The organism is Streptomyces sp. NPDC048590 (assembly GCF_043199535.1).
In the GTDB taxonomy this organism is placed as follows: Bacteria; Actinomycetota; Actinomycetes; order Streptomycetales; family Streptomycetaceae; genus Streptomyces.
In genome coordinates this window covers 545,875-562,635 of sequence record NZ_JBICWC010000005.1, presented here as the reverse complement: position 1 = coordinate 562,635, position 16,761 = coordinate 545,875, and the positions used below count along the sequence as shown (strand labels likewise).

Here is a 16,761-nt window from a genome sequence, read left to right as displayed (position 1 = left end):
GCCGTCTTTTGGCCCTACCTCCCCCCGCGGGGGGGGGGGGGGCGGCACCCCCCCCCCGCGGGGTGGGGGGGGGGGGGGGGTTTTGGGGGGGGGGGGGGGGGCGGGGCGCCCCCCCCCCCCCCCACCCCTCCCGTGCAGGTCCGCTCAGCCGGCCGCCGGACCATGGGCCAGCCAGTGGGCGATCCGCGTCCACTCCTCGGGCGGTGAGACCGCCAGGAGCGGCGTGAGGCGCTCCGGCCGTGCGAGCAGCCTGCGGTCCCGCGGGTGCAGAACGGTATGTGCCAGTAGCCAGCCGGCCAAGGCGTGAGGGTCCAGCGGACCGGTCCCGGTCAGCTGCTCGGTGTACCCCGCCCGTGCCGCCTCCGGGTCTCCCGTGACCAGCAGTTCGTCCGGGGTGGACGCCCTGCCCGAGCGAGGTCGCGTCCGTGCGTAGAGGGCCGTCCGTCCGTCGTGCCAGTAACCACCGCCCGGTTCCCGCGTGATCAGCGGCTCCCCCGTCCGCATCGGAGCCGCTCCGGTGCGCATGGCCTTGACCAGGGTGATCCTGTCCTCCTCGGCGCACCGCAGATGGCGCAGTCGCCACTCCACCCGGTGGCTGGCGGCAGCGGCCCGTGCCCTGTCCGTCGTGGCGGGGTCCAGCGGCTCCCGCAGCCACCCGTCGACGGTGTCGGACAGCCGGGTGACCAGCCTCCGGCCCGGCCCGGTCAGGGTTGCCCGGGTCGCGAGGGTGCGCAGGACCATCCGGGTCTGCAGGCGGCGCAGCGCGAAGAGGAACGGCGCCCGGTCGTCATGATCCGCCGGGTCCCCGATCCTCTCCCGCCAGAAGCCGGTGACCCCCACGAACGCGTACGCGCCGTGCAGCAGGCCGGGCAGGTGACGGGGGTCGGCACGCCAGGGGGCGTAGTGGTGCTCGGAGCGGTCGTCGCCGAGCAGCGGAAACAGGTGGAGGAGGGCGCCGAGTTTGCTGTGCTGGAACTCGTGCACAAGTGTCTCCGCGAGGGCCAGGCCGTCCGGCGGCCGGGCGATCACCATGGAGGCGAAGGCGTCCCCGGTGGAGGCGCTGAGCCCTTCGGCAGGCACGGGGAGCGACGTGGAGTCACTCCTCGGCTGCCAGGGCACGATGCGGCTGATCTCCTCCGGCCGCAGGCTTCCCGGTCCGCCGCCGCCCCTGCCGAGTATGGTCACCGCATCCCGGAACATGTTCTTCCACGCGCGTAGTTCACCGGCCTCCAGCCGTTCAGGCGCTACCGGCTCGTCCAGGTCGCGGTAAGGGTCGAGATCGTCCAGTTGCACGGATGCGGTGCCGTCACCCAGGGGCAGGGTGTGCACGGGCAGCCAGTGCGCCGACTCGGGTTCAGCAAGCGGACGTACGGCGACGGCCTGCCCGTTCCCGGTGGCAAGGGAGAGCTCTCCCCCGGACACCGTCACCTCCACAGGGTGGAACCCGGGTGGTCCGGGAAGCCGGACCATGCCTAGCGCGGGCAGGCTGACCGCGCCGTCCCGGGCGGGGAGAAGAAGCTCGGCATCCGTCCCCGCCCGTACGGCCGCCACCGCCGCCACGGAGGCGATCTGCCCCGCGTCGACCCACAGCGGTGGGCCTGCGGCAGTGCCGTGGAGGCGGCGCAGCGTATGTGCGAGCCAACTGCCCACCTGCGGGGTCAGCAGGAGTTCGTCGACGGTTCCGGGCGCCCGGAGGGCGGCAGCCTCGACCACGGGCCAGGCCGCGCTCCCCCGCAGCGGTCCGAGAAGGCCCGGGTCGGCGTCGAGGGCGTCGAGGAGCTCGGCCAACAGCAACAGCCGACGCGTGCGTTCACCCCGTGCCAGGAAGACGACGGCCTCGGCCGAGCCGCCGCCTGCGGCGATCTCGTCGAACAGCGGGCCGGGCATGCGGATCGGCGCGTACACATCGCTCCCCGTGGTGGACGGATACGGAAGATGGCGGCTACTCTGCCCGCCCGGGCTCGCCCGTGCCCATCGCGTTGTGCCGCGCGCGCCGGAGTTCCGCGAGCAGCCGTGCCGCCCCGCCCCGAGGGGTGAGGCCTCTCAGATCGGCGACTCCTACGGTCGTCAGGTCCGCGATGTCGGACTCGAGGTCATCGGGTGTGCCGTCGGCCGGCACCTGCTGGTACAAGGCGCGCTCCCCCTTCGCGTGCGGTGGCACAGGATGCCTCCGTTTTACTCCATCATGACGACTCGGCTTCCTTCCCGAAACCCGTGTGATCACGCCAGGCGATAACCATCACGGCTCGGTCGCTGCTTCGAAATCCTCCATCCGGCGCCGGAGTTCACGCGCACGGTCCGGGTCGTCGTCGAACAGTGTCACCGCGTCGAACAGCTTCCACAGGCCGCCCGGCCTCTCTGCGATCGAGCGTACGATCCCGATCACGTCGACCCGTGGTGTGGGATGCCTCGGCATCCGTGCGACGACTGCCGGTGGGAGTTCGTTGACGAGTCCCTGGCGTTCGTCACGGTCCTTCATCAGCGGATACGCGAGAAGGGCGGCCACGAGCCCCGCCATCGGCGCGCCCGAAGCCCGCTCTCGCTGGGCCCTGCCCGGCAGCGGCACTGCGGGAAGGCGCTCCGAATGCCCCGGCGTCTCCAGCCGCAGGCCCGGGATCTGATCGGTGCTTCCCGCCGCCCTCAGAGCGGCCAGTTTCGCCTTCACCGCCTCGAAGAGCGGCAGGGGGTCGGGCAGCGGATCGTCCGAAAGTTCACCCAGCACAATGTCCGAGAACAGGCCGAGCCGGCGCCGTGGATCGTTCCCGGCCCGCTGGCCGCGCCCTGCCGCGAACATCAGGGTCTGCTCGTGAGCGAGGATCCGTGCCCCCGTGGGCAGCCTCTCGACCGACAGGGACTGGGGAAAGCGGTGCAGTTCGTCGAAGGTCCTGCATGCGTCGATCAGCCACATCTGCCTGGCGTGGCAGGGCGTCGCGTCGCTTCTCAGACGGGTGAGCGCCGACTCCACGTCGATGGCGCGCCGGTCGGTCAGAGTGGCGTCCGAGGCGTAGAGCGCCATGCTCTCGTTGACGTCCAGCACTCCGTGACCACCCCACCAGACCCACAGCGCCTTGTCGGAGCGGCGTGGGATGTCCTCCACGAAGGCGCGCCGCAGACAGTCGTGGTCGGCTGACCGGAAGGGGACGCCGGGGGCGGTTCCGGGCAGCGGCGAGAGGTGGAGCTGGATGTTGGATTCCGGGACGCCGCGGGCGCGCAGCCAGTCGCAGAAGCGTAGGGCGTCCCGCGCCGGGCCGGGGAGGTCCCAGTCTTCGCCTGCGGCGTATCGCTCGATTCCTACGACCAGGGCGAACATCTGGTCCGGTCGGACAGCCTCGCGGTTCATGGGAGCCGCTCCCCGATCGCGCGGTAGACGGCAGGGTCGCTCCAGTAGGCGCTGTGCGCTACGGGGAATGGCTGGCGGCTGTCGGTGGGGACATCGTGGGCCCGGCCGGGAAAGACCGGCTCGGCGGCGTACCCGAGCAGGTCACGACAGTCGTAGAGATTGAGCCAGGGCGGCACGTGGGAGGGGAGCGGATCGGGGTGTACGAGCGAGGGCAGTGCGCCTGTCTCGTAGAGGAACGGCCCCTGGGAGCCGACGGTGACGAGAAGTTCGACGCCCGGCAGCGGTCCGGATATGAGTGTGTCCAGCGAGATGATCCCGCCGAGGCTGTGCCCTAGCACGACCACGGGGGGCTCCAGCGTGGCCACGAGTTCCCTGAGTCCCTCGCGCGTTTCCGCCCCACGGGCCAGGTACTTGAGGATGTCCCCCGCGGCCGGGTGCGCGGCGTCGGTGAGCGCCCGCCTGCGTCGGAGCACGTAGCGGGAGGTCATTCGTACCAGCGGTCGGCTCGCCGCCCGGAGCAGCGGGCCTCGGCCGGTGCCGGTCTGCTCGGCACCCAGGCGTACGGCGAGGGCGGCGACGGCCGCGTCCCTCTCGTCGCCGCCGGTGAGCACCGGGTCGTCGCCGCGTAGCCGCGCCGCGACGACTGCTGCGGCCAGCGCTCGGGCCAGGACCCACGCGAGGCTCTCCGGTTCGAGGCTCTCGGCCGCGAGTTCGAGCAGCGGGCTGCCGGCAAGCTCCGTGGCCGCTTCCCCGACCCCCGCGCCGAGGGGTTCTGCCGCCGGCTCTCCCCGCGCCGCGATGTCCCGCAGCAGCGCACGGGGCCGTTCCCAGGCGAATGCCGCTCCCGGGGCGGTGACGCGTGCGCCTCCACCTGCGGCAACGGTGACGAGTTCGGCGGTGGGATCGTCGTAGAGCCGGGCCCATTCATCCGCGTCGTCCCCGTCACCGACGCTCCGGGCCGTCCCTGCGCCGGGCGCGGCGGGGATGCTGGCCCCATCCGCGCCGAGCTTCGCACCGAACGGTCCGCCCCAGTCGTACGCGGTCAGGCGCGCCCCGGGCGCCACTTCGGCCAAGCCCGCTTCGACCCGCGTCAGCAGCGCCGTCAGATGTGGCTCACGCACGCCTGTGCCGTGGATGAAGATCACTGTGGTCATGAAGCCCGCCCCGTCACTCCGTGTCGGTCGTCCGCCGCCCACGGAGGTGGGCGGCGGAACGAAGCCGGTGATGCGCTGGACACCCTCGGTCTCACATCGGCAGAGGTGTGATGTCGCACTCGATCCGCTGGTGCAGCCTGGCAGCCGTGTGCCACGGGTGGCCGGTGCCGAGCACACGTGAAAGCTCCGCCACCGCCGTGCTGTTGAGCCGGTCGGCCTCCTCCGTGTCGCCGAGCCCACGTCGGTCGAGCGCCAGGTTCGCCATGCAGACGAGTGTCAGAGGATGTGCGTCGCCGACAGTCTCGCCGAACCTGGGGAGGAGTCCGTCGTCCACAGCGAGTGCCTGGGAGAAGTCGAGCCGCGCGTAGTGGTCGTTGGCCCGGCACATCGCAGCGGTCAGTGTGTTGACGTGGTTCGGACCGAGCGTGCTCTCAAGCCTGGCCAGCGCCTCGGTGTCCAGACTCTCCGCCCGGTCCGTGGCGCCTTGGGCACGCAGGGTGGCAGCAAGATTAAGCCGGGCAGTTTGAGTGTGCGGGTGGCGGTCCCCCAGAACCTTGGGATAAGCGGCAAGGGCCTGCTCCCCAAGTTCCCGTGACCCGACAAGATTGCCGTTCAGACGGCGTTCGACCATGGTGTGCATCGCCGCACTGAGCGCGTCGGTGTTGTTGAATCCGTAGCGGGTGGTGAAGCGTTCGAGGGTCTGCTCCGCGCGTTCCAGGCCTCCTTCGACCACACCGGCGCGGCGTCGGCACACGCCGAGGTTCAGCGCAGCGCGGATGGTGGCCGCATTGGTCTCACCGAAGTTGGTCACGTAGGTGGGATAGTTGGACTCCTGGAGGGCGCGCGCACCCAGATAGTCTCCGGACTCCCGCAAGTCGATGGCCAGTCCGTTCAGAGTATTGAGAGTGAGACCGTTCACCGGCCCGTAGAGCAATTCCCTCTGGCGTGCTGTCTCTTCGTCGATCTCTCGGGCGAGGGCGAAGCGGCCGTTCAGGCGCAGGGAGACCCCGTAGTCGTGCGCCGCGCTGAGGGTAGCCGGGTCTTCGGGACCGAAGCTGTCACTCGCGCGTGTGAAGGCTTCCTCGGACAGTTCCTGCGCCTTGGCGAACTCTCCTCGGTGTCGAAGCGCGCCTGCCATCTGCCACATGGAGTCGATGAGTTCCTCTTCGGGAACCTGCGCACCGCGGGAGATGGTCAGCGCCCGCTCGTTGTGCGCGATCGCTTCCTCCGAGCGTCCCAGAAGGCGGAGGTAGAAGCCGAGGAGCTTGGTGATCCGGATGACGTGCAGGTCCTCATCGCCCGACTGGGCCCGCCAGGCCGACCAGGCGAGGCGGGCCTGAGCGGCTCCCGACTCGTGGGCGCCCCAGTAGTAGAGGAAGAAGACCATGTCGTAGACGAGGTCCCTGACCCAGGCATCGGAGCTCTCCACCGCTCTTGAAGCCAGGATGTGCGGAAGAATGGCCTGGTAGGCGGGCCACTGGTCCGGCGCGGCAGGCGCCCCGGGCTTGGCCGTGGTCAACAGCAGGTGCGCGGCCCTCGTCATCCGGGCGCGCTCCTCCGGTTCCATCCTGGCCACGATCACGTTCTGCATGAGCCGGTGCATCTGCAGGGTGGAGGTCTTGTGGTCCAGCCTGACCAGCGAGAGTTTGCTGAGGTCACGGGTCGCACGGGCCAGCAGCAGCGGGTCACGGAGGACCGGGTCCAGCTCAGGGGTGACCTCGACGTTACGTCCACCCCTGAAGAGGCTCAGCGGGATGGGCTCCGGCGCCATGCAGGCGCAGATCTGGAGGAGTTGCCGGGCTGCTGGGTTCTCCTGCGAGAGTCGCCCGAGGGAGATGTCCCAAACGGCCGCGACGGGCACCGGGTACTCGGGGGACGGGTCGAGCTCCAGGCTCTCCGGGCGGCCTTCCTCCAGGAGCCCGAGATATTCGTCAACGGGCATCCCCGTCGCGGCGTGCCAGGCGCCTGCCTGCTCGACCGCGAGAGGCAGGTCCCCCAGAGCCTCGGCCAGACGGTCCGCGTCCCCTGTCGTCAGACCGCGGGCTCGGCGCTGCAGGAGGGCCACGCTCTCCGCCCGGTCGAACACGTCGACACTCAGGGGCGTTGCCACGCGCTCCCACTCACGGTTGCGGGAGGTGACGATGATCTTCCCCGGGCCGCCGTTGGGGAAGTACTTCCGGACGACCTCGATGTTCTCGGCGTTGTCGAAGACCAGCAGCCAGTTGTCGAAGGGCTTTCCGGTGCGCAGCGCCTCGCGGACGGCCGGCACCGCGGCGTTGGCCTGAGGTCCCACCTCGAGGCCGAGGCTGCGCGCCAGGTCGGCGAGCGCGCCGAGGATCAGGTTCTCCTGCTCGGACGGGATCCACCAGATGACGTTGAACTCGCCACTGTGACGGTACACATACTCGACGGCGATCTGTGACTTGCCGACACCGCCCATGCCGTGCAGGGCGTGCGGGAGGACCGCGGTCGTCTCGTCCTCCCGCAACTGCCTCTCCACGGCTGCCAGAAGGCCCTCGCGCCCGATGAAGTTCGCGTTCTTCGGCGGCACATTGCCCATGATCTTCGGCTGGCCCGTGCGGACGAACCGCAGCTCCGGCGACGCGTCGGGCGTGCGCGTTTCGACCCGGGCCTGCTCGGTGTCTACGGGTGGTGTCGTCGGCGACACAGATCCTCCTGGTGGAACCGTCGAATGCGACGGGGAAGCGGAGCCGTACTCATTCACATCAGATGCCTCTTTATCACTTTTTGTCGCCGTGGCACCGTTCCGCAGCACACCCCTCAGGTGTGCCGCGCGTCGCCTGTAGGGCATGCCGCCCAGCGCCCGGAGGACCGCCAGTTCGATGCGCAGCCAGACCGGCGCCCCTTCCGGGAGCGCCGCCCGCTCCGGGTCGTGCAGAGCCGCCTTGAGCCGAATGCCCTGCTCTCCGCCGGCCCGGGACTCGGCCAGCAGAGCGACGGCTCGGGCGAGTTGGGTGCGGTTCCCCGTGGCCAGCAGCGCTTCGCGGACGCCTTCGGCGAAGTCGGGGCCGCCCTTGCCGTCCCGCTCCCAGTCGATCAGTCCGCCCATCAGCACCTCGGCCAGGTGCTCGGGTCGCGACTCGGGAAAGGCCCGGTCGCAGAGTTCCTCGATGACGTCGAAGCGCATGGGAGCCACGGCGAGCATCACGGCGAGCTGGCGCGCGAGTGGGCTGGCCAGCGAGAAGAACCTGCGTACGGCGTCCGCCGCCGCTCGCGGGCCGTCCAGCCTGGGCGCCCTGAGCCCGGGGGCGGAGACCCCCTTGGCCATCGCGCCGGCCAGGACCACGGGCAAGGACCGTCGCACGCCCCGCTCACCGGCGACCAGGTCCGCCCAGGCCCGGAACGAGCCCGGGCGCAGACTGAGGACCGGCACGGCCACGGAACCGTCACCCGTAGGGAGGACATGCGAGCGCTCCGGCACTCCGTGCGAAGGGTGACAGTGGAGATGGCGGTTGAGCGCCCCGAAGCCCGCGGCATCCAGCCGGGCGCGGAAGGGATACACGGAGGAACGATGGCGGAGATACGGGGGCAGCAGATGGACGAGCGCGGTGGGACCGGCCATGGCGAGCCGCTCCAGCAGCGCGTCGGCCCCACTCGTGGCCCAGCCCGAGGCGAGCCCGTCCGTCACGACGAGGAACAGCCTGGACCCTCTGCCGTCCACGAGCTCGGACGGGTCGGCACGCCGGTTTCCCGGCCATCGGAGGACGGGTGCCTGTCCGGTGGGCATTTCGACGTCGACGGTGCGGACGTCGCGGAAGGCGCCACTGCGCACCGCCTCGTCGGACAGCTGCCGTAAAGCGCTGTCCCAGACCGGCATGGTCGGTGCGGTGTCGACGAGCAGCATGAGGTCGAAGGCCCGCTCCTGGACCGGGTCGAGATAAGGGATCCACAAACCGTCGATCACACCGTTCTCGGCGGTTCGTTCCTCGTCGAGCTCGCTCCCGTGACGCGAGGGCACCCGTCTGCCCAGCCCGCGAAGGGCCTTCGCCAGACGCGGTGTCGCCCCTTTGCGTGCGGAGGGATGGCGGAAAGGCAGAACTGGCGCAGAACCGCCGGCCCGGCTCCCACCCACCCCAGGGACCTCGGCTTCCAGGGCGTCCACGAAGGTGCTGCCCGACGGCACCGCCTCGGAGGGCGCCGGGCCGTCCGTCGCCGGAGGGGTGACGTCGTCCGAGAACTCCGGTCCGCCGTCGGGCACTGCCGTGCCGTCCGGGTCCGCGCTCCTCTCACCCGGACGCCCGGCCCGGTGCCACGCGGCTGCGAGCCAGACGCTGTCGGCGAGGTCCTGCCAGCTGAGGCCCTCGGTCCTGGTCCCGGAGGGCGGGGACCCGGGCACGGGCTCGGTATCCGGGGCGCGTTCGCGTGGTGATCCGTTCATCAGCGGCCCTTCGAGAGGTCTCGAAGGAGCATCCTGAGGAGCTGAAGCCCTTCTCCGTCGGCCTCAAAGCCCTCCGCCGTGGTGAGCTGCACCGCGTTGAGCAACTGATCGACGGACTGTGTCCCCCCGCCCTCCAGACGGGTGACGAAGTCCTCCACCAGGTCGTCGACGCCTTCCGGGCGCCGCCCCAGATGCGAGACGACGATGGAGACGAGCTGCTCCCTGCTGGGCGGGCGCATCTCAAGGGGCAGGCAGCGGCGCCGGAACGCGGCCGGGAATTCCCGCTCACCGTTGCTCGTGATGACCACGACGGGGAACTCGGCGCATTCGACCCGCCCGGATTCGATGACCGCCCTGCCCTGGGGGTCGTCGGTGAACACGGATACTTCGGTGTCACCGGCGCGAACCAGCTCCGGAATCTCGTAACTGCCGTTCTCCAGAACATGGAGGAGGTCGTTGGGCAGGTCGATGTCGCTCTTGTCCAGTTCGTCGACGAGCAGCACCCTCGGCCGCCCGTAGGCCAGCAGCGCCGTCCCCAGGGGGCCGAGGGTGAGGAAATCCCCCAGATCGGGTGCGCTCGCCGGTTCGCTCCCCGGCTCGCGGGCCTCCCCAGCACGCCAGGCGGCGATGGCCTGCGCACGGCCGATGGCATCGTACTCGTAGAGACCGCCGCGGAGCGTGGTCCGGCTGACGATGCTCCATGGCAGGACCCGGCCGAGCCCGAGCTCACGGGCGATCAGATAGGCCAGGGTCGACTTCCCGACTCCAGGAGGCCCTGTGACCAGCAGGGGACGGCGCAAGAGGATGGCCGCGTTGACCGCGTTGATCTCCTCCTCGCGTAACTGCGGCCCCTCCTGGACGGTTCCCAGCCGACGGAGCGCCGCAGCTGCGTCATCCGGGGGGCTGGACTGGAGCGGGCTCCCGGAGAACACCCTCCAGGGTGGTGGCTGCGGGAGGTCCGGTGCGGCCCCTGCCGAGGGCTGCCCTGTCGCGTGAAACACCCTCCAGGAGGGGGGCGTGACGGACCGCGCTGCCGAGGCCTGCTCGGTCATGCTGTCAACTCCTCGCAATCTACAAGGCGGTTGGGATCATCCCACAGGAGGGCGAGGTGCTTCCCCAAAGACCAGTTGTCCCGGTCCATTCCTTCGGCCTTCCTGCGAAGCGCACTCACCTTGGACGGAATCTGCGACGGCGGGTGGGCGAGCAGCAGTGTCAGCACCTCGCCCGACAGGTCAGGACTGTCCGTCCTGCGGTCCCAGGCTGCAAGGCCCACCCCCTGAGCGATCGCGGTGACAAGTGCGTCCAGGCCAAGACCTGGCAGTGCGGGAACATCGAGAATGACCGCGGTGAGATCTGGGTTCGCTATCAGCTTGGCACGCCAGCGGTCGAGGCGCTCCCCTTCTTCGCCATGCCAGCGATAGGACTCGGCCACACCCGCGCTCCTGAGTTGTGTCCATCGTTCCCGCCACAGAGGCAGATATCCGTCCCTTCGCGCGGACCGCATACGCTCGAGCGAACGCAGATGCACGTGGTAGCGGAGGCTGAGCGGCAATGAATCCCCGCTCCACGTGCCCATCTCCAACCGGGCCATGTCGTGGTTGAGCAGGGTGAACGGCAGTACGAACTCCACTTGAGGGGGCGGCTCGTTCTCCATCACCGGCAAGCCCGACCAGCGTTCCTGGCCGCGACCGACGGCACGTTCGACCTCGCCCGCCAGGTTGTCGAGGGTGGTGGTGCGCACGTCTCCGGCGACCGGCTCCCAGTAACCTGGCGCGGCGTTGACCCAGTGACGTACGTAGATGTCCGCAGAACTGTCGTCAGCCGGCTCCACCATCACGACGAGACAGCGTGCCACCTCCGGATCCGCCATCGGCAGCGCGGCTATCGCACGCCTGCGCTCCCGTAACGCCTCCACCGCATCCGTTCCGGCCTCTCGGGCCCAGGCGTCCGACCATCCCCTGAGCCCGTCGCCCAGCGCCGCCTGTTCCAGGAAGGCGGTGATCTCGACCAGCACGAGCGCCGGTGGGAGCCCGTCGGCCTGCGTGTTCAGTCGGCACAGGTGGTCGAAGCGCTGGGCGGGCGTCTGCCCGTACGGCACATCGACACCCAGTTCATGGTTGAGCAGGGCGTGCAGCCGCCCGTCGTCCACTCTGCGCACATCGGCCAGGAGCCGGTGGATCTCCCGGACGGTTTCCTCGGTGAACTCCGGTGACACACCGTTCGGCTTCTCTTCCCCGTGGGCGATCTTCACGAGTCGGCCGAGTTCGGCCGCGTACTCGTGGCCCGCGATCACTTCCACCGCGGTGGACAACGCGCGGAGGCCGTGCTCGTACTTGAGGAGCTCTCTCAGGAAGGAGAGCATGTCGGTCCTGGGATTCTTGCGCAGATAGGTTATCTCCGCATCGAGTTGCTCAGCCGCGAAGGACACCAGCTGGGCACATTGATCCCGGTCCGTGACGAAGTCCTGCACACAGAGGAAGTTGACCAGTTCTCCGATCAGCCGCGTCCTCGACTCGTCGGGCCTGTGCGACCCGAGCGGTGCGAATACCATCACCGACCACCCCCGTCGAGCCGGTACCAGCTAGATGACAGATCGCGAAGCTACCACGCGGGATCTTTGCCAACCAGGCTCACTTCAGGGCGTGTTGATCAGTTGTGACACTTGCCCCGCCGCTGGTACACGGAGGTCCGGGCAATGCCTGCAACCGCAACGGGTGCGTCCCCCTCACACCGGAGCCGGCCCCGAGCTGGCACGCACCGTCAGAACCGGCTCCAGCAGCTCCACTTCGTCCTCCTCCCTGCCCGCGAGCTTCGCCATCACTTGTTCCACCGCCCGGCGCCCCATCTCCTGGGCCGGGATGGCGACGGAGGTGAGCCTCACCGATGCCTGCGTGGCCACCTGTTCGGGGCAGACCGCGACGACGGAGACGTCCTCCGGCACGGCGCGCCCCTGCTGCTGCAGGAGGTTGAGCAGCGGCTCGACCGCCGCCTCGTTCTGGACGATGAAGCCGGTCGTCCCCGGGCGTTCGTCGAACACGCGGGCCAGCGTGCCCGCCATCGCGGCGTATCCGCCCTCACAGGGCCGGTGCAGGATCCGCACCCCCGCCTCCTGCGCCTTCGAGCGGATGCCGTCCAGGGTCCGCTCGGCGAAGCCGGTGTGGCGTTCGTAGACGGCGGCCGCCTCTCCGATCACCGCCACCTCCGTGTGTCCGAGGCCGGCCAGATGGTCCACGCACAGCGCCCCGGTCGCCTCGAAGTCGAGGTCGACGCACGTGACTCCGGAGGGGTCGACGGGCAGGCCGATGAGCACGGCGGTCCGGCCGGAGTCCCGCAGCAACGGCAGTCGCTCGTCGTGGAGTTCGACGTCCATGAGGATCATGGCGTCGGCCAGGGAGCTTCCCGCGATGCGCCGGACCGCCGCCGGACCCTCCTCGCCGGTGAGGAGCAGTACGTCGTACCCGTGCGTGCGGGCGCTGGTGGCGACGGCGATGGCGATCTCCATCATCACCGGGACGTACATGTCCGTGCGGAGCGGCACCATCAGCGCGATGATGTTCGACTTGCTGCTGGCGAGGGCGCGCGCCCCGGCATTCGGGTGGTAGCCCAACTGCTGGATACTGTCCTCAACGCGCTCCCGGGTGGAGGCCGAGATCGACCGCTTCCCGCTGAGGACGTAGCTCACCGTGCTCGCGGACACTCCGGCGTGCTGGGCGACCTCGGCAAGCGTGACCATTCGGCTTCTCCCCTACGGATGGTGCCGCAGGGAGGGCGAGTGAAGCGCTTCGACAGCGCGGCGCTGCGCTCCCCTTCGCACTCTGACATGCACAGACATCGTGGAGCCTAGACTCGCTCACAGACACTGTCCAGAGTCGCGTCGAAGCGCTTCGACCCATGGATTCGGTCTCGGTGCCGACTACCCGCTCGTGCCGTTCACGGCCCAGCGTGGGTCACGACGCGGAGGGTGTCCAGCCTGCCAGCCAGTCGGCGGTCTCCTGCCCCGCCGCCTGGGAGTCGCTGAGCTGCGGACGGTTGCTGCTCGCGGCGCCGGAGCCCGGACCGGTGTTCTTGTACTCGGCGAAGCGGTCGTCCTTCCACGAGAATCCGCTCATGTCCGTCCAGGGCGCGGACTTGACCGCGGAGCTGAGCGTGGTCTGACGGAAGGTGGCCATCGGGTCGAGCGAGGCGTCACCACCCGCGTGCCACGGGCGGCCGAGGTAGAAGGACGATGCCGAGACGTCGCCGTTGACGGTGGACCCGGTGAACAGGAAGCCCTTGCGGTCCGCGGCCGTGCTGGGTGCGGCGATGTAGCCGGCGGAGCTGCCGTCCCATCGCTTCTTCAGGGTGATGACCGACGAGTCGATGACCGCCGTGGCGCGTCCGAAGATGAAGTCGACGTTGCCGACGACGACGGAGTCGGTCATGTAGACACGGCCCAGCGTCGACTTGGAGGCGGTGTCGAGCAGGAGGGTGTCCTGGTCGCCGTTGACGGCCACCGACTCGAGGAAGACCTTGTCCGCCGCGGTGCGCAGGGCGACGGCCTGGCGGTCGCTCATGCTCTGGTTGGCGGCCTCGTCGAAGTCGTTGGAGATCGTGAGGTTGCGGGCCTGGAAGCCGTTGCCCTCGGCGGCGACCGTCGCGCTGCCGCTCGTCCCGTAGTTGCCCGAGCCGTCGGGCTTCTTCGTACCGGACGCGTTGTTGTAGACGATCACGGTGTCGCTCCGGCTGGAGCCGGTGCCCTGAAGGGTGACGTTCTGCTTGTCGGAGGGGATCTTCACCAGCTCGCGGTACGTGCCCGGCTTGATGGAGACGACGACCCGCGCGGTGTTCCCCGACGGGACCGCGTTGACCGCCGCCTGCACGCTGGTGTACTGCCCGCTGCCGTCCTTGGCCACGGTGATCGTGGTCGCCGCCTCGGCCTCGGACACCGACCCGATGGTCCAGAGGGAGGCAGCGGCCAGAAGCGCCGCCGTCCCGGCGGACACCGCCTTGTGAGGGCCGCGGTGGCGGGGGGTGGTGGTGCGTCGACTGGCTGCCATGGGCTGATCCGTTCATCGGGAAGAGGTGGGGTTCCGGGAAGTAGTCGCCGCCGTCCCGCCGAAGGTTGCCGATGGGTTACCTCAGGGCCGCAAGGCGCCGGCCCGCGCTCCTGGAACGCCAGGGCCCTCCGGCGGCCTGGGTGGCTTCCGGAGGGCCCGTGGGGTCTCGTGAGGCGGGGAGACCTCAGGAGACCGGGACCAGCTTGAACTGCTGGCAGGTGTTGTTCAGCCAGCTCCACTGACGGACGTCGGCGCCGTCGGCGGATGAGCAGTCCGCCACGTCGGCGACCTTCCCGGTGGCCTGGTTGACGATGCGGACCCACCCTCCGGCCTCGGTGGTGACGAAACGGAAGCGCTGACAGGTGTTGTCGAGCCAGGACCACTGGCGCAGATCGGCGCCGTCGGCCGAGGAGCAGTCCGCCGTGTCGAGCACCTTGCCCGTGGCGGCGTTCACGAGGCGGCTGGTGTCGTCGCCCCGGTCCTCGACGCGCCACCGCTGCTTCGCGGTGCCGTCGCACGTCCACTGCTGGACGTTCGCCCCGTCCGTGGTGGCGCCCGCGCTCACGTCGAGGCACTTGCCCGTGGCCCGGTTGACCACGGTGTAGGCGGTGGGGGTGGTGGCCGCCTCTCCGGAGGGCCCGGCGAGAGTGGTGCCGAGCGCGACCGGGGTACCCAGGTTCGGGGTGCCGTCGGAGTTCCAGCCGAACTTCTGCGCCCTCGCCGTACGGCCGTTGTCGCACCCGCCGGACGCCGAGTCGTTGGCGTGGTACACGATCCAGCTCTCCGTTCCGTCCGGGGAGGTGAAGAAGCCGTTGTGTCCGGGCCCGTACACACCTGCGGCATCGTTCCGCTGGAAGACCGGGCTCGACTTCTTCGTCCATGAGGAAGCGGAGAGAGGGTTGGATCCGGTCAGCGTCAGCAGGCCCAGCTTGTAGTCGGGGGTCCAGCATCCGCTCGCGGAGTAGACGATGAACGTCTTCCCGCCCCGCTGGAGCACCTCCGGGCCCTCGTTGACCGTGCCGCCCGACTTCTCCCAGTCCCGGGTGGGCGTGGAGATCGTCGAGAACGAGCCGCTGAGGGTGTACGGGTTGGACATCGGGGCGATGACGAGGTTCTGCGTGCCGCCGCCGCTCGCGCTGCCCAGCAGGTACATCGACCCGTTGACCGTGAGGACGCTGGGGTCCAGCATCCAGCTGCCGCCCAGTTGGCTCTTGTACGTGTAGGGGCCCATCGGGTCGGAGCCCGCGCTCTGGAGCACGTGCGTGCGCTGCGTGGGGTTGTAGTCGGCGATGTTCTGCCCGGCCACGTAGTACAGGTACCAGCGGCCCCCCGAGTAGTGCAGTTCCGGGGCCCAGATGTTGCAGCAGCGCGACGCCGCGTCACCCTGCCACACCTGGACACTGGGCGCGGTGGCGAGCCCGGCCAGCGTGGGCGACTTCCGCATGGTGATGACGTCGGTCCAACTCGTGGACACCAGGTAGTAGTTGCCGTCGTGATACGAGATCCAGGGGTCGGCGCCCTTCTGCGCCTTGACCGGGTTGGTGAACGGACGGCCCTCGGCCGCCGACGCGGAGGCCGGCTGGCCGAGGGCGAGCGCCAGCAGCAGGGCGCTCAGCAGGGTCAGTAGGCGACGGGCCATCCGCTGCTCCAGTTCAGAAGGTTGACGCCGAGCTTCGGGGCGCCGTTGTCCTGGCCGTCGTAGTAGTGGTAGACGAGGAGGTCACCGTCGGAGTCCGCCAGGATCGACTGACCGCCGGGGCCGATGTAGCGGCCGTGGGTCTCCAGGACGGGGGTCCCCCCGTTGCTGAGCATGCTGACGCCGTTCTTGTCCTTGTAGGGACCAGTGACGCTGGTGGCCCTGCCCACCTTGATCTTGTACGTCGAACTGGTGCCGGCGCAGCAGGTGTCGTACGAGGCGAAGAGGTAGTAGTAGCCGTTCCTCTTCACGATGTACGGCGCCTCGACCGCCTTGGTCCCGGTGGGACGGGAGGCGAGGGAGCGCCGGGAGGTGTCACCGGAGTACTGCTTGCCGGTCGAGGGGTCGATCCGGATCATCTTGATCCCGGTCCACCAGGAGCCGAAGGACAGCCACCACTTCCCGTCGTCGTCCACGAACAGGTTGGGGTCGATGGCGTTGTAGTCGCTGGACGAGTTCGACGTGTAGACGGTCCCGTAGTCGGTCCAGCTGCCCGCCTGGCCCGTGGTGGATCCGGCGAGGCCGATGGCCGAGGTGTTGGAGCCGAACGAGGAAACGGCGTAGTACATCAGGTACTTGCCGCCGTGGTACGAGATGTCCGGGGCCCAGGGGTCGGATTCCGAGGAGTAGTTCTTCCACCAACTCGGCTTGGTCGTGAAGGCGTTCCCGGAGCGGCCGAAGGCGGTGCGGTCGGTGGAGGTGCGCAACTGCAGCCCCTCACCGGTCGAGTAGAGCAGGTACTGGCCCGAGGTGCTGCGGACCATGCTGGGGTCGTGGACGACGATGTCGCCGTTGACGACTCCCGGGTTGGGATAGGCGGAGGCGCTGCCCGGCACGAGGGCCATCAGCAGGGCGACCGGGATCGTTGCGAGGGTTCTCCTCAGAGTGCGGCTCACGAGGACCTCCATGCGGTCGGGGGTGGGGGTGTATCTCGCAGTCGCCGCCGCCACCGCCCAGGTTGCCGAAGGATTCCTCATTTCTCCGATCGATCGGACGGCGTCCGGGATATCGAACGCGAGTCCCCGGAGATCTGCCGGTCCGGGAACTCTGTCCGGCGCCCGACCACTCGATACCGGAGCTGGGCCGGGGCGTCCCGACGGTCACGCCGTACGCCCCGGAACCGGGTCAGGGCGTAC

The 16,761-nt window shown here is 69.6% G+C and carries 11 protein-coding genes; all 11 read right to left on the bottom strand.

Features of this window, described 5'->3' with window-relative positions:
- Positions 1-144: 144 nt before the first annotated feature.
- On the bottom strand, positions 145-1,905 hold the full coding sequence (locus ACGFNN_RS18360; RefSeq protein WP_393557024.1) for an HEXXH motif domain-containing protein: 1,761 nt from the start codon (positions 1,903-1,905) through the stop codon (positions 145-147).
- A gap of 37 nt (positions 1,906-1,942) precedes the next feature.
- The gene (locus ACGFNN_RS18355) at positions 1,943-2,161 is read right to left on the bottom strand and encodes an aldo/keto reductase (RefSeq protein WP_393557022.1); all 219 of its coding nucleotides are present in this window, start codon (positions 2,159-2,161) and stop codon (positions 1,943-1,945) included.
- Positions 2,162-2,239: 78 nt separating this feature from the next.
- Entirely contained in the window at positions 2,240-3,340 is a 1,101-nt protein-coding gene (locus ACGFNN_RS18350; RefSeq protein ID WP_393557020.1) for a caspase family protein, read from the bottom strand.
- Positions 3,337-4,494, bottom strand: coding sequence for a hypothetical protein (locus ACGFNN_RS18345; RefSeq protein WP_393557018.1), 1,158 nt, complete (start codon positions 4,492-4,494; stop codon positions 3,337-3,339). Before ACGFNN_RS18345 ends, ACGFNN_RS18350 begins: the two co-directional genes overlap by 4 nt.
- Before the next feature lie 91 nt (positions 4,495-4,585).
- On the bottom strand, positions 4,586-8,893 hold the full coding sequence (gene fxsT / locus ACGFNN_RS18340; protein ID WP_393557016.1) for an FxSxx-COOH system tetratricopeptide repeat protein: 4,308 nt from the start codon (positions 8,891-8,893) through the stop codon (positions 4,586-4,588).
- Positions 8,893-9,945 carry an AAA family ATPase gene (locus ACGFNN_RS18335; protein ID WP_393557014.1) on the bottom strand — a complete coding sequence of 351 codons (1,053 nt, stop codon included), beginning with the start codon at positions 9,943-9,945 and terminating at the stop codon, positions 8,893-8,895. Before ACGFNN_RS18335 ends, fxsT begins: the two co-directional genes overlap by 1 nt.
- The gene (locus ACGFNN_RS18330) at positions 9,942-11,363 is read right to left on the bottom strand and encodes a hypothetical protein (RefSeq protein ID WP_393557012.1); all 1,422 of its coding nucleotides are present in this window, start codon (positions 11,361-11,363) and stop codon (positions 9,942-9,944) included. Before ACGFNN_RS18330 ends, ACGFNN_RS18335 begins: the two co-directional genes overlap by 4 nt.
- A gap of 255 nt (positions 11,364-11,618) precedes the next feature.
- On the bottom strand, positions 11,619-12,626 hold the full coding sequence (locus ACGFNN_RS18325) for a LacI family DNA-binding transcriptional regulator (protein WP_393557010.1): 1,008 nt from the start codon (positions 12,624-12,626) through the stop codon (positions 11,619-11,621).
- Positions 12,627-12,840: 214 nt separating this feature from the next.
- The gene (locus tag ACGFNN_RS18320) at positions 12,841-13,929 is read right to left on the bottom strand and encodes a pectinesterase family protein (protein ID WP_393557008.1); all 1,089 of its coding nucleotides are present in this window, start codon (positions 13,927-13,929) and stop codon (positions 12,841-12,843) included.
- Between the two features lie 184 nt (positions 13,930-14,113).
- The gene (locus ACGFNN_RS18315; RefSeq protein WP_393557006.1) at positions 14,114-15,568 is read right to left on the bottom strand and encodes a family 43 glycosylhydrolase; all 1,455 of its coding nucleotides are present in this window, start codon (positions 15,566-15,568) and stop codon (positions 14,114-14,116) included.
- Positions 15,550-16,533 carry an arabinan endo-1,5-alpha-L-arabinosidase gene (locus ACGFNN_RS18310; protein WP_393557004.1) on the bottom strand — a complete coding sequence of 328 codons (984 nt, stop codon included), beginning with the start codon at positions 16,531-16,533 and terminating at the stop codon, positions 15,550-15,552. Before ACGFNN_RS18310 ends, ACGFNN_RS18315 begins: the two co-directional genes overlap by 19 nt.
- Positions 16,534-16,761 lie beyond the last annotated feature (228 nt).